13 protein-coding genes and 1 other RNA gene are annotated in these 12,818 nt (G+C 57.4%); 7 read left to right on the forward strand and 7 right to left on the reverse strand.

Translation table 11 applies throughout. The features are described from left to right. Positions 1–117: 117 nt before the first annotated feature. From pip to BD293_RS04370, 3 genes are all read right to left on the reverse strand, one after another. Positions 118–1,065, reverse strand: a complete 948-nt coding sequence (pip, locus tag BD293_RS04360; protein WP_142080039.1) for a prolyl aminopeptidase — start codon at positions 1,063–1,065, stop codon at positions 118–120. 211 nt (positions 1,066–1,276) lie between these two features. Further along, the gene (locus BD293_RS04365) at positions 1,277–2,632 is read right to left on the reverse strand and encodes an ATP-binding protein (RefSeq protein ID WP_142080040.1); all 1,356 of its coding nucleotides are present in this window, start codon (positions 2,630–2,632) and stop codon (positions 1,277–1,279) included. A 15-nt stretch (positions 2,633–2,647) separates the two neighbouring features. Beyond that, positions 2,648–3,795, reverse strand: a protein-coding gene (locus BD293_RS04370; protein WP_142084307.1) for an IS630 family transposase whose coding sequence is annotated in 2 segments (ribosomal slippage) — positions 2,648–3,348 and positions 3,348–3,795 — 1,149 coding nt in all. Because the reading frame shifts where the segments join, the coding sequence is not laid out codon by codon here. 88 nt (positions 3,796–3,883) lie between these two features. Here BD293_RS04370 and BD293_RS04375 point away from each other — a divergent pair. Both BD293_RS04375 and BD293_RS04380 read left to right on the forward strand, forming a co-directional pair. Further along, positions 3,884–4,303 carry an extracellular solute-binding protein gene (locus BD293_RS04375; protein ID WP_281286614.1) on the forward strand — a complete coding sequence of 140 codons (420 nt, stop codon included), beginning with the start codon at positions 3,884–3,886 and terminating at the stop codon, positions 4,301–4,303. Positions 4,304–4,375: 72 nt separating this feature from the next. Then, entirely contained in the window at positions 4,376–6,049 is a 1,674-nt protein-coding gene (locus BD293_RS04380; RefSeq protein WP_142080042.1) for an ABC transporter permease, read from the forward strand. A gap of 252 nt (positions 6,050–6,301) precedes the next feature. Here BD293_RS04380 and BD293_RS04385 read toward each other — a convergent pair whose 3' ends face one another. The 4 genes from BD293_RS04385 to ssrA all read right to left on the reverse strand — a co-directional run bounded on the left by BD293_RS04385 (position 6,302) and on the right by ssrA (position 9,381). Next, a complete protein-coding gene (locus tag BD293_RS04385; protein WP_142080043.1) occupies positions 6,302–6,598 on the reverse strand; it encodes a hypothetical protein in 297 nt (98 codons plus the stop codon). Between the two features lie 356 nt (positions 6,599–6,954). Continuing rightward, positions 6,955–8,349, reverse strand: a complete 1,395-nt coding sequence (fumC, locus tag BD293_RS04390) for a class II fumarate hydratase (protein ID WP_142080044.1) — start codon at positions 8,347–8,349, stop codon at positions 6,955–6,957. 103 nt (positions 8,350–8,452) lie between these two features. After that, the gene (locus tag BD293_RS04395) at positions 8,453–8,914 is read right to left on the reverse strand and encodes an SspB family protein (protein WP_142080045.1); all 462 of its coding nucleotides are present in this window, start codon (positions 8,912–8,914) and stop codon (positions 8,453–8,455) included. 117 nt (positions 8,915–9,031) lie between these two features. Then, positions 9,032–9,381: a transfer-messenger RNA gene (gene ssrA / locus BD293_RS04400) on the reverse strand. Between the two features lie 302 nt (positions 9,382–9,683). On the opposite strand from ssrA, the gene BD293_RS04405 reads away from it, so the two are divergent. The 5 genes from BD293_RS04405 to BD293_RS04425 all read left to right on the forward strand — a co-directional run bounded on the left by BD293_RS04405 (position 9,684) and on the right by BD293_RS04425 (position 12,813). Continuing rightward, the gene (locus BD293_RS04405; protein WP_142080046.1) at positions 9,684–10,400 is read left to right on the forward strand and encodes a 50S ribosomal protein L21; all 717 of its coding nucleotides are present in this window, start codon (positions 9,684–9,686) and stop codon (positions 10,398–10,400) included. A 6-nt stretch (positions 10,401–10,406) separates the two neighbouring features. After that, the gene (rpmA, locus tag BD293_RS04410; RefSeq protein WP_142080047.1) at positions 10,407–10,676 is read left to right on the forward strand and encodes a 50S ribosomal protein L27; all 270 of its coding nucleotides are present in this window, start codon (positions 10,407–10,409) and stop codon (positions 10,674–10,676) included. A gap of 153 nt (positions 10,677–10,829) precedes the next feature. Beyond that, positions 10,830–11,378, forward strand: coding sequence for a GNAT family N-acetyltransferase (locus tag BD293_RS04415; protein WP_142080048.1), 549 nt, complete (start codon positions 10,830–10,832; stop codon positions 11,376–11,378). 16 nt (positions 11,379–11,394) lie between these two features. Further along, complete coding sequence (locus BD293_RS04420) at positions 11,395–11,946, forward strand: GNAT family N-acetyltransferase (RefSeq protein ID WP_170207058.1); 552 nt, start codon at positions 11,395–11,397, stop codon at positions 11,944–11,946. Between the two features lie 93 nt (positions 11,947–12,039). Then, entirely contained in the window at positions 12,040–12,813 is a 774-nt protein-coding gene (locus BD293_RS04425) for a gamma-glutamyl-gamma-aminobutyrate hydrolase family protein (protein WP_142080050.1), read from the forward strand. Positions 12,814–12,818 lie beyond the last annotated feature (5 nt).

A 12,818-nucleotide genomic window follows, 5' to 3' on the forward strand; every position in this document is an offset into this window, starting at 1 on the left:
GTGAAGCGCTCATACTTCAGATTGCAGCGCTACAAGATTCTGGACGCGGGTTAATCGCAATTGCTTTTTATTTTTGAGGAACGATGTCGCTGGTGTGAGATACCGTAGCCTAGCCTGCTACGCAAAGCGATCTGTCGCGCGGATCAAACGGTCGCGGATCAGTGGCTCTGTTGCCGCGTGACCCGCTCCTTCCACGATGTTCAGTTGGGAACCGGGCCAGCTCTTGTGCAGGTCCCATGCGGTGCGGAGCGGGCATGGCATGTCGTAGCGACCGTGGATGATTTCTCCGGGAATCCCATGCAATTTATGTGCATCGCGCAACAGCTGCCCAGGCTGCAACCAGCAATCATGCAGGAAATAGTGGTTTTCCAGTCGCGCGAAAGCTAGCGCGAAACGGGGGGCGCCGAATTTCTCCTCGATTTCGGGGCGCGGCAGAAGGGTAATCGTTTCGCCCTCCCAGATGGCCCAGGCGCGGGCGGCTTCAAGCCGCTCCACCTCGTCCTGCGACGTCAGCCGCTTACGGAATGCGGCGATCAGGTCGCCGCGCTCACCCTCGGGGATTGGCGCGACGAAGCGCTCCCATGCATCGGGGAACATTTGCGATACGCCGAAGCTGTAATACCAGTCAATTTCAGCACGGGTCACAGTATAAACCCCGCGCAGGATCAAAGCGCTAACCCGCTGCGGATGGGTTTGTGCATAGGCGAGCGCCAGTGCCGACCCCCAAGACCCGCCAAAGACCACCCACTTGTCGTATCCGGTCAACGCGCGCAGCCGTTCGATATCGGCCACCAGATGCCAGGTGGTGTTGGCCTCCAACGACGCATGGGGCGTGGATCTGCCGCAGCCGCGTTGGTCAAACAAAAGCAGATCGTAGCGCTTGGGGTCGAAGAAACGCCGACAATCCGGATTGATCCCACCACCGGGCCCGCCATGGAGAAACACCGCAGGCCGCGCACCGGGCGTGCCCACACGCTCAAAGTAAATCTGATGTCCGTCACCGGCGTTCAGAAACCCGGTCTCATACGGCTCACTTTCGGGGTAAAATTCTCGCAATGCGTCCATGGTATCCATCCGCCTGTTGGATTTCAGCTGACAATGCTGCGATACAAAAGGCAAGGGAAGCTTCAGGCTCAGGGCTGTCTAGTTGCTTTCCGCCAGCGCAACTCAGACACCAGCGACCAAAAGGTAGCGGCTCGCTTGGCGCTTGGTGACGGTGTCCGCTCGGAGTTCCGATTGCTTGCGCGGTAAACACAACGCGTCGTGACTTGGCCAATCAAGTGCCAGTCCGCCCTGCAACAATAGCAACCTGCGCCAATAGATCAGCCTTGCGCAGGGGCTTTGAAATGTGTCCCAGAAACCCCGCTGCGTGGTATTCAGCGATCTGGTGAGTCATAACATTCGCCGTGAATGCCAGCGCGCGTGGTGGCGGCATGTCACGTTCCTTCGCACGCCGGATCATCTGTGCAAGTGCCGAAGGCCCGTCCAGCACAGGCATCGATATGTCCAGCAGCACAACATCAAACTGATCCGCGATCCACGCATCAACCGCCTGCGCGCCATTGTCAGCCAGAGTGACGGTAGCGCCGCTGTCGCGCAGCATCGCTTGCGCGACGATTTGGTTGGTGCGCATGTCATCTGCAATCAGCAACCGAAGCCCTGTCAGATCAACATGTGCCTGTATCTCGGCTAGAGGTGCTTCCTCTGATATCAGCAGCGGGAGCGATACCTGCACCGTGGTTCCTTTGCCTAATTCGGAAGTCACCTTGATCTTGCCGTTCATCAACGACACCAAGCGTTGTACAATTGACATACCCAAACCGGTGCCCCCGAACCTGCGGGTGATTGATCCGTCAGCCTGTGAGAAATCTTCAAAGATACGATCAAGCTGTTCTTCGGTCATCCCAATACCAGTGTCGCGCACTTCGATCTGGATCGCGGCGTCATTCAAGTTGCATAGTTTGATGGTTATTTCGCCCTCATCCGTGAACTTGATCGCATTGCTCAGAAGATTGTGAATGATCTGCCCAAGCCGATGTGGATCGCCCCGCCGCCGCAATTTGGGTTTGGACGGCGTGTTGACGTTTAACCGTAGCCTTTTTTCAAGGCAGCAGGATTGGTGCAGCGCCGCAGTCTCTGCAACCACTTTTGCGGGGTCAAAGCCCACATCATCGAGAAGCATCTTCCCGGATTCGATCTTCGAGATGTCGAGAATATCGTTCAGCACCTTCAACAAGCCTTCGCCACTGCTAAGAATCATCTCGGCCATTTGCTGGTGTGCGGGCTCTGGCAACACCTCGCGCAGAGTCTCTGCCATGCCCAGGACGCCGTTCAGCGGTGTGCGGATCTCGTGACTCATATTTGCAAGAAATGTGGTCTTCGCGCGACTGGCTTCTTCGGCTTGCTTGCGCGCGCCTTGCATCTCTGTGACGTCCATTCCTGCGCCGCGATACCCGGCAAACCTGCCATATGCGTCGAAGTTCGGTGTTCCAGATATCTGAAACCACAGTTCACGACCTGCATCTGTCACGACGCGATAGACGAAACCCGTAAACGCTTCGTGCCGCGCCATGCGGCGCTTCAGATCGTCCCAATCTGCGCTTTGAAGTGTTTCTGGCCGGTCTGCATACACCTCTAGTCCTGCGATTCACTCGATTTGCGGATAAAGCCGGATAAGCTTTGTGCGCGCGTCTTGAGTTGTGAACTGCCAGTTGGTTTTGGCGCGTTGGGAGTTGCGATTTGTTGTCCATGCATCGACTTCGGCCTTCAGCATAGTTTTGTCCGGGATGCGCCGGGCCAGACATTGGCGAGCGAGGACGCTGAGTTCACATTCAGCGATGTTGAGCCAAGACCCATGTTTTGGCGTGTAGTGCCATTCGAACCGTTGTGCGATGCGGCGCGCTTGGGCAGGCGGGAAAGCCTCGTACAGCGATGCAGGGTTGTGGGTGTTCAGATTATCCTGCACGAGATCGATCTTTTCGGCATAGGGAAAGTGGAGATCAGCCAGATCGCGCAGGATATGGGCATAATCGATGGCAGTGCGTCGATCGCGTATCTCGACGTGGCGCCAGCCCTCCAGAGGAGCGAATAACATGAACAGGCTGGCGACACCTGCGCGTTCATATTCGTAGTCATGGCGCGCCTCGCGCCCTGGCTGCATGGGAATGGGTGTGCGGGTCTCACGGGTCAATTGTTTGCTGGTCTCGTCCAGACAAACCAGCGGACGGTTTTGATCGTGTGGACGGGTGTAGACGTCCAGCACATTCTCCATGGCCGCCACGAAACCAGCGTTGGCTTTGGGTGGGATTACCCAGTACCGGTTCCGGTGCGGTTTGAGCGCGTTTTTTTAAGCGTGCGTTGGATTGTGGTATCACTGGCCTGCTCAACAATGCCCAGTTCGACAACCCGCTTTTCCAACAACCTGAGTGTCCAGTGCGTATATCCTTCGGGTGGTTCGGAACAGGCAAGCGCGATCAGCTTGGCCTCGGCTTGCCCATCGAAGATCCGAGGTTGTGAAAGCGACGCTGGAACTTTGCGCGCTAAAGTCGCCTCAAGCCCTTCCTCCACAAGTTGGCGCCGGGTGCGGAAAACAGTCGAGAGACTGGTCTCTAATGCCTCGGCAATGCGCGCATCTTCCCATCCCGGGCCATCAGAGGACACATCCGCCTTCAGCAAAATCCGCGCCTTCAGCAGTCTGTAGGCGGCTTGCCGACCCGTTCTGATCATCCCTTCAAGGTGTTCACGCTCCTCTGTCGTCAGTCGAACTACATACTTCGGCTTGCACCCTCTTGTCATCATCTCACCCCCAGAAAGCTGCTACGCTCCACAGAGATTCAGAAAAAATCAAAGCTGTCAAATACCCCGAAGCGAGGCACTAGCCGCATTGGCTGCTAACGACATGATCGTGCCCGGTCCCAATGCCGCAGCGCTGAACCCGGTGCTTCAAGGGGCCAAGGCCGTTGTCTTTGGCGCGGTGGACTATATCAGCTACGGGCAAGCCGCATCGGGCGAGACAATCGAGGTGATCACACCCGCCAGTGGCACCGTCATTGCGCCGCGCCCGATGATGATTCTGCAATCAACCCAGAACCCCGACGCCGCAAAAGCATTTTTCGATTTCGTGCTGTCGGATGCCGGGCAGGAGCTTGTGTCCGAAACCTATCTGATGCCCGCGCGCACGGATGTCGAGGGTTTGCGTCCGGGGATCAATGACCTGACGGTCATTGATGTGGACGCTGATGCTGTATCCGCCCGCCGCGACGAGATTGTCGCGCGCTTCAACGAGACTGTGATCAATCGCTGATCCGACCAGACCCCTGCGCATGGCCCCGACAGGTTTCGGGGCCATGCGTATGTGCATGAAAGGCTGTCCCCGATGTTGCGCGCGCAATCTGTTCTGACCACGCTGGCTGCTGTCGCGCTTCTGGTCCTTGTGGGGGTGCCCATTCTGTTCATCCTGCTGCAAGCTGTGTTTCCTGATTTCGCACGCGGGTCGTTTGAAGGCGCATTCTCCGAATTGGCAATTCTGACCGAGAATGACCGTCTGCTCTTGCAGGCGCGCAACACGTTGATGCTGGCGTTCTCGGTCATGCTGGGCTGCCTGATATTCGGCCTGCCTATCGGGGTCTTGCGCGGGCTGTTCCATATCCCCGGCGCGCGCATCTGGGATGTGGTGTTCCTGATCCCGTTCCTGATCCCGCCCTTTATCGCCGCCATCGCGTGGATGATGACGCTGCAACCGCGCGGCTATCTGTTCCAGTTGGTGGGCTTCGATCTGGGCGGCTTTCTGTTCAGCTTTGCAGGGGTGGCCTTTGTGATGACGCTGAACTTGTTTCCGCTGGTCTATTTCGCCGTCAGCCGTGCGCTGGAAATGGTGGGCGGGCGCTTCGCATCTGCGGCCCGTGTGCATGGCGCGCGCCCTTGGCAAGCGTTCTTTCTGATCACGCTGCCCCTGTCTATTCCGGCCATTGCAGCAAGTTTGTTGATCGTCTTCGCCATGTCGATCGAGGAGTTTGGCACTCCTGCCGCACTTGCCGCACGCACCGGGTTCGAGGTGCTGGTCACGGGCATTTACACGCGCTTGTCGGACTGGCCCATCGACATGTCGGGCGCGGCCCTTGGCTCGGTTATGCTGATGGCGATGGTGCTGGCGGCGTTCAGTTTGCAGAACTGGATCGCAACGCGGCGGTCCTATATCAGCCAGACCGGCAAGCCCACCGATCTGGACAAGGCGGGTCTGGGGCCTTGGCGCTGGCCGGTGCTGGGATTGTTTGCGCTGGTGGCGCTGATTGGTGTTGTGATCCCGCTGGCCGCGATTGCGGTGACGTCCTTTATGGGCACTATTTCCGGGGGGTTGAACTGGTCCAACCTTGATACACGCCATTATGCGCCCCTGCTTCGATCAGGCAGTCGTGCTGCGCAGGCATTGATTGCAAGCGGTTGGCTTGCAGTAGTGACAGCCTTTGTCACTGCTGCGATTGGGGGGCTGGTGGCATATATTGTGGTCTGCGGGACGGGGCGGGGCAGGGCCGTTATGGACGGGTTGTCGGTTCTGCCCAATGCTATTCCGGCTATTGTGTTGGCTGTGGGGATCATTCTGGCTTGGAACTCGCCTTTTCTGCCGGTCACGCTTTATGGGACGGCGGGCATTTTGCTGATCGCCTATATCGGCATTCTTCTGCCTTATCCGATCCGCTATGCGGTGGCGCGGCTGCGCCAGATTTCGGGGTCGCTGGACGATGCCGCGCGGGTTGCCGGTGCCAGCCAGATGCGCGCACTGCGCCATATCACCCTGCCGCTGATGGCCCCGTCACTGATCGCTGCGATGATGCTGGTTTTCGCCATTGCGTCACGCGAGTTGGTCGCCTCGATCATGCTGGCACCTGCGGGCTTGCGCACGGTAGGAACCTTTGTTTTCTCGCAATTCGAGCAAGGTTCAGTTCAGACCGGTATGGCCATGAGCATGATTGCGATAACCGTCACCTCCGGCATTCTGTTGGTGGTCAACCTGTGGTTGGCACGGCAGGGAAGCAGCGCGTTTTCTGGATAAGCAGGCGCGGGCCTTCGCCTGCTCAATTTAGTTGGGCCGCGCGCGCCATCTGGATCATTCCACAGTCAAGCGTTCGATCTGCCACACGCTTAATGCATACAGTGTTTCGGTGCGAAATCTGGCATCGGCGTCATAGTTAAAGATCAACCAGAACGGCCCTTGCGACCTGATCGACATGGGGCGGTTATTACGATGAAATGCCAATAATGGTTCTGCGCTGCGGATGGTCGGAAAACTGATGGATGCGAAATATCAATCTATAGCATCAAATGTGACCGCCCCGGAATTTGCAGAGATGTCGATACCAAGATGGTTGAGCAGATCGCGCAGCAAAACACCTGTGTAGCGGTCGACCCCTTCGGTCCAGACAGTGGAGGTTGTGAATTCTGTCAATGGCAGTTCTTCGAGGTCTTTCATTGTCATACTGACAGAGTTGGAGCCGTTATTGGTGATGACCTCAAGGGTTTGCGCCTGCGCGCGCGCGCCCCAACCAAAAACAGTCATTCCGACAACGACAAGCACCGCAAGCCTGAGCGCTATCAAACCCATCAAGCGTTCCGGGTGGACCCAAAATAGCGACTTTACCATTTACACTGACCTTTCTCACATACAGACATAAATCAAAATAGTAGCAGGATCAGTTTAAGAATAGGTTGAGAGAAATTCTTTCCTTGATGCGCGTCAAGATGTGAAATTTCAACGCTCTACTTCATGCGGCGCACTGACCGCGCCACATTCGTCGGTACGCAACCGATAGGTTTTCTATGCTTTCAGGGTAAAATCACAAGCGTGCAGGCAGTACATATCGACGCGCAAGCTGTGCAGTAACGCCAATAGCTCATGTAACTTCACGGCAAAGTGAGAAAAAACGCGCCCGCTGGGGGCGCGTTTCAGTGTCTTGCACTTCAGTCTTTTGGCCCGATCATGTCCTCTGGTCGCACCACCCGATCAAAGGTTTCGGCGTCGACGAAGCCAAGGCGAATGGCTTCCTCTTTTAAGGTGGTGCCGTTTTTATGGGCAGTTTTTGCGACAATGGTTGCATTGTCGTACCCAATTGTCGGGGCCAATGCTGTTACCAGCATCAGTGATTCTTTCATCAGCTTGTCGATCCGGTCGACATTGGCCTTCGTGCCCACGACCATATTGTCAGTGAACGAGGAGGCTGCATCACCCAGAAGCTGCATGCTTTGCAGGACGTTATAGCTCATCATCGGGTTGTAGACGTTCAACTCGAAATGGCCCTGAGAGCCTGCAAATCCGACAGCGGCATCATTGCCCATGACATGCGCGCAGACCATGGTCAGTGCCTCGGCCTGTGTGGGGTTCACTTTGCCCGGCATGATCGACGAGCCCGGTTCATTTTCGGGCAGGATCAATTCACCCAGACCCGAGCGGGGGCCGGACCCCAGTAGCCGCATGTCATTGGCGATCTTGAACAGCGAAGAGGCAACCGTTTTCAGGGCACCCGAAAACATGACCATCGCGTCATGTGCGGCCAGCGCTTCGAATTTGTTGGGTGCTGTGACGAAGGGCAGGGCGGTTATTTCGGCGATATGTGTCGCAACCTTCACATCCCAGCCCTTGCGGGTGTTCAACCCTGTGCCGACAGCCGTGCCGCCCTGTGCCAACTCGTAGATATGGGGCAGGCACATGTTCACGCGCGCGATCCCCATTTTGACCTGATGCGCATATCCGCCAAATTCCTGTCCCAATGTCAGGGGCGTGGCGTCTTGGGTATGTGTGCGCCCGATCTTGATGATATCTTTGAATTCTTCGGATTTGGCCGCAAGGGCTGCGTGCAGCTTTTCCAGCCCCGGCAAAAGGACATCGCGCGCCAGCATTCCGATTGCGACATGCATCGCGGTCGGGAATGTGTCGTTTGACGACTGGCCCATATTGCAATGATCGTTCGGGTGAACGGGATCTTTCGAGCCCATTGTTCCGCCCAGAATCTCGATCGCGCGGTTCGAGATCACCTCATTCGCGTTCATGTTTGATTGCGTGCCAGAGCCTGTCTGCCAGACGACCAGCGGAAAGTTATCGTCAAACTTGCCGTCAAACACCTCTTGCGCCGCCTGCGTAACCGCACCTGTCAGGCGGGCATCGAGTGTGCCCTGTTCGTGGTTGACCAGCGCACAGGCCCATTTGACCGCGCCAAGTGCGCGGATGATAGGCACGGGCTGGCGTTCCCATCCGATGGGGAAATTCACGATAGAGCGCTGTGTCTGCGCGCCCCAATATTTTTCGGCAGGGACTTCGAGAGGGCCAAAACTGTCAGTCTCGGTGCGGGTCGCGGTCATGCGCTGGGCTCCTTGGCGGCATCTATCCGATGCTGTCTTTAGCCCGTGAAAAACAGGAAATCAATTAGTATGCGATTGCATACTGGTTGCGGGAGCGGATCGCTTATTTGCGAAACCTGTCAAGGCTGACCACTTCCCCGGTCTTTTCTTGCGGGGCGGCATCTTCGATCATGGGTGCCTCTTCGTCGTCATCCTCGTCTTCCAGATCGTCCTGATGTAATTCGAATCTTAACCCGAATTCCACTGACGGATCGACAAAGGTCGAGATCGCATCGAACGGCACATAGAGCGGTTCGGGCGAATTGCCGAAATTCAGCGTGATCGCAAAGCCGTCATCCTCAACCACAAGGTTGTCGAACCAATGCTGCACGACCAGCGTAATCTCTTCAGGGTAGCGTGCGCGCAGCCAATCCGCCATCTGCATGTCGGGATGGGCCGTGTCGATGGTGATGAAGAAATGATGCTCGCCCGGCAGGCCGTCGCGCGCAACCCCATCCATGACCTTGCGGATAAGTCCCCGCATGGCGTCATGCATCAGGTTGCCATAATCTATTCCGCGTGTCATGCGCCCTCTCTTCCTTCAGCCATAGCATAGGCGTTTCGCGGACGATGAAAAGCCCTGTCGCAACGGCTGGCGGCAAATTTCTGCCCCATGCGACCCAGAGTTTACAAAGGTGATGAAAGTGCAGGCTTCTGTTGCCAGGTGCCTGCGAACCCCGCCTTACGCGGCTAAGCGCAAGGGCTTAAGTTTCGGTTTGGTTACTGCTTACGCAGCAACTGCTACCGGAGCACGGTTGTCATTTGCAACTGTACGTTTTGCACCGATAACGGTGGTGGCTCACCGGGACAAAGCTAACCCCTTTAGACGTTCGTCGATCCTGTTTCGGCCCCATTGTCCCCAAATGAAGGATGTTTGGTGGAGCCGCCGGGTACCGCCCCCGGGTCCGATCCGCGTATTACGAGCGCGTTTATGTCCATAGTCCCTTGCGAGACAGTTCAGATGTAGGGGGTGATGTGGGCGGATGCAAGGGGGCGCTTGCGTGTGGTGGCGCGTACATCGACACTGTATGGCTGTGACTATGGGCAAAGGGGCATCCGGGCCGCAAAACGTGCAAGAACGACCGGCAAACGGTTCGGGTTTTTTGCAAGCAATTAGCAGCCCAGCCGCTTGACTTCGCGCCCGGCATCCCCCATACGGCGGCTTCCGTTCGGGCATCCGGCCCGCGCGGCGTATAGCTATTGTCCGCAAATGCGGGCACGCCGTTCGAGGCAGTTCAACGCCTGCACCAGATGCAGGGGCCACAGAGCGCGGAAATCAAAGAAGGAACAGGCCGATGTTTGCGGTCCTCAAGACTGGTGGTAAGCAATACCGGGTACAATCCGGTGATGTGCTGCGCGTAGAGCGTATTGCCGCACAAGCTGGTGAAAAAGTCCAGTTTAACGAAATTCTGATGCTGGGCGGTGATGCGCCTGTTATTGGCGCGCCAACCGTTGATGGCGCTGCCGTACAGGCGGAAGTTATTGACCAGATCAAAGCTGACAAAGTCATTCACTACGTCAAGCGTCGCCGCAAGCACAGCTCGCAGCGCACCAAAGGCCACCGCCAGAAGCTGACACTCGTGCGCGTAACGGACATTCTGGCCTCGGGCGCAGATGCGTCGGGCGTCATGGCTGCCATCGGCACCGGGTCGGTATCTGGTTTCGCAATCGAAGCAGCAGCACCTGCGAAAGCGGCGAAGCCAGCCAAGGCTGCCAAGCCTGCGAAAGCAGCCAAGCCCGAAGCAGAGGCCCCCGCAGTCGACGCGACCAAGCCAGCCAACCTGCTGACCGAAGCCCGCGACGGTCAGGCGGATGATCTGAAAAAGATTTCCGGCGTTGGTCCCAAGCTGGAAGGCCTGCTGAATCAGAATGGTGTGTACCATTTTGACCAGATTGCCGCTTGGAATAGCGCAGAGATTGCTTATATGGATGATCAACTGTCATTCAAGGGCCGGATCGAGCGTGATGGCTGGATCGATCAAGCCAAACAATTCGTATCTGAGAAGGAGTAACCCCTCATGGCACATAAAAAAGCAGGCGGTTCCTCGCGCAACGGTCGCGACTCAGCTGGTCGTCGCCTTGGCGTGAAGCTTTATGGCGGTCAGGCCGCTACAGCGGGCAATATCATCGTGCGTCAGCGCGGGACAAAGCATTGGCCAGGTGCCGGTGTGGGTATGGGGCGTGACCATACGCTGTTCGCTCTGAATGACGGGCATGTGGTATTTACCAAGGGCCTTAAAGGGCGCAGCTTTGTTTCCGTCATGCCGATGGAGACAGCAGCGGAATAAGCCGAACTTTTACATTTCGTGTGTAAGACAGGGTCGGCGTCCGCGCCGGCCCTGTTGCGTTATGGTGATCCATTCGCGTCAGGGGGAGGCGGGAACAGATGGCCACAGTATTTGTTACGACCAAGGGTTTTTGACCCTATCGGAGGAGCGACCATGAACTTAGACAACAACATCAAGGCCGATCAGCCCATTCTGACCTCGCCGCGGATGGTGCTGCGCCCGTTGCAGCCGTCCGATGCCGGTCTGCTGGCCTTATATACAGGGGACATACGTGTGGCCGAAGGTACACGTTCCATCCCGCATCCTTTGCCGCCCGGCGCGACCGAGCAGTTTATCGCGCGTGTCACCGCCCCCGAACGCGAAGAGGATGTCTGGGTTCTTGACGGCTCGATGGCCGATGCCTCTTCGGTTCTAGGCCTGCTGTCGCTTAAACCGCTGGACCGTCAGCAAAGCCAGATCGGCTTTTGGGTTGCACCTGCGTTCTGGAACGCTGGCTTCGCGTCAGAAGCGGTGCGCTGCGTTATCGACACAAACCCCCATAAGGCGCGCACATTGTTTGCCGAGGTGTTTCAAGACAATCCCGCATCTGCACATGTGCTGACGAATGCAGGCTTTGACTATCTGGGCGACGCCGAAGCTTATTCGGTCGCGCGCCGCACCACGGTTCCAACATGGACCTATATTCGCCGGATGTCTGCCTGACCGAAAGCGGGGGACCATGTTGCCGCTGCCCTTGTCCATACGCCATGCCACCTTGCCAGACCTGCATCTGCGCCGCTTGCGGCTATCAGATGCAGGCGCTTTTCGTGCCATCGTCACCCGGCCAGAGGTCGGGCGGATGCTGCTGGCCTTCCCTGCGGACTGGACACTTGAGCAGGCACAGGCGCTGATTGCAAAGACCGCGCCACGCGACGTGCCGCCTTTTCGGTTGGCGATTGACGCGGGCAATGGCGAGTTAATCGGAACAGTGGGCTATGTGCAGGGCAAAACGGATGAAATTGCTTATTTCCTTGACCCTGCACATCAGGGTCAGGGCATTATGCGGGCCTGTCTTGCAGGGTTCATTGAATTGATTTTCAGCCATTTTGCACCTGAAAGTCTGCGCGCCGAAGTGTATCACGACAACCCCGCCTCGATGGCCTTGTTGCGGCGCTTGGGGTTTGGCGAAACCGGCAGCTATGTGGGCACATGCTCTGCACAGCGCGCAGAACCTGAATGCCTGCATGTCTTTGATCTGCCACGCGCCGTGTGGCATGCAGCTCAACGATGAATTCTTTGGCGTTTCTTGGTCTTGGGCTGTGTGCCCTCTCGACCTTTGGTGTGGTTTTGCTACATTGGCCACGAAAGCGGGCAGGGTGATGAAATGCGCAGGCCAGTCGTCGGGATTATCGGCAACTCCTATCTGATCAACGATCAATACCCCGCCCATGCAGGCGGCACCATGAACTCCGAGGCGATTGCAGAGGTGTCGGGGTGCATGCCGTTGCTGGTGCCGTCTGATCCGCGCCTTGTGTCGGTGGCCGAGCTGCTGGAGGTGTGTGACGGTTTTCTGCTGACCGGCGGGCGTCCGAATGTGCATCCCGAAGAATATGGCGAAACAGAAACCCCGGCCCATGGGGCCTTTGACCGTGCGCGCGATGCAGTTGCGTTGCCGCTTGTGCGGGCTTGTGTGGCCAGTGGGCAGCCGTTTTTCGGCGTTTGCCGTGGCTTTCAGGAAGTGAATGTCGCTATGGGCGGCACGTTGCACCCGGAAATACGCGATCTGCCCGGACGCCAGAATCATCGTATGCCCCCCGATGGCACGTTGGAGGAGAAATTTGCCCTTCGCCACAAGGTCCGGTTCAACGATGACGGGGTTTTCCACAAGCTGATGGGCGCGCGCGAGGTGATGACCAACACCTTGCACGGGCAGGGCATAAAGACACCGGGCCAAAGGATTGTCATTGATGGTCATGCCCCCGATGGCACGCCAGAGGCGCTTTATGTCGCGGATGCGGCGGGCTTTACCTTGTCGGTGCAGTGGCATCCTGAATGGCAAGCCGGGCAAGATCCGGTATCGCGCCCGCTATTCGAGGCTTTTGGCGATGCAGTGCGCGCTTGGGCCGGTGGGCGTCAGCCTTGGGCGCTGAGCGCTTGAAGGCG

The organism is Roseinatronobacter monicus (assembly GCF_006716865.1).
In the GTDB taxonomy this organism is placed as follows: Bacteria; Pseudomonadota; Alphaproteobacteria; order Rhodobacterales; family Rhodobacteraceae; genus Roseinatronobacter; species Roseinatronobacter monicus.

Excerpts from the sequence above, each read along its gene's own strand:
- pip (WP_142080039.1), bottom strand. The coding sequence starts at position 1,065 with ATGGACGCATTGCGAGAATTTTACCCCGAAAGTGAGCCGTATGAGACC.
- BD293_RS04380 (WP_142080042.1), top strand. The coding sequence starts at position 4,376 with ATGTTGCGCGCGCAATCTGTTCTGACCACGCTGGCTGCTGTCGCGCTT.
- BD293_RS04385 (WP_142080043.1), bottom strand. The coding sequence starts at position 6,598 with ATGGGTTTGATAGCGCTCAGGCTTGCGGTGCTTGTCGTTGTCGGAATG.
- fumC (WP_142080044.1), bottom strand. The coding sequence starts at position 8,349 with ATGACCGCGACCCGCACCGAGACTGACAGTTTTGGCCCTCTCGAAGTC.
- BD293_RS04395 (WP_142080045.1), bottom strand. The coding sequence starts at position 8,914 with ATGACACGCGGAATAGATTATGGCAACCTGATGCATGACGCCATGCGG.
- BD293_RS04405 (WP_142080046.1), top strand. The coding sequence starts at position 9,684 with ATGTTTGCGGTCCTCAAGACTGGTGGTAAGCAATACCGGGTACAATCC.
- rpmA (WP_142080047.1), top strand. The coding sequence starts at position 10,407 with ATGGCACATAAAAAAGCAGGCGGTTCCTCGCGCAACGGTCGCGACTCA.
- BD293_RS04415 (WP_142080048.1), top strand. The coding sequence starts at position 10,830 with ATGAACTTAGACAACAACATCAAGGCCGATCAGCCCATTCTGACCTCG.
- BD293_RS04420 (WP_170207058.1), top strand. The coding sequence starts at position 11,395 with ATGTTGCCGCTGCCCTTGTCCATACGCCATGCCACCTTGCCAGACCTG.
- BD293_RS04425 (WP_142080050.1), top strand. The coding sequence starts at position 12,040 with ATGCGCAGGCCAGTCGTCGGGATTATCGGCAACTCCTATCTGATCAAC.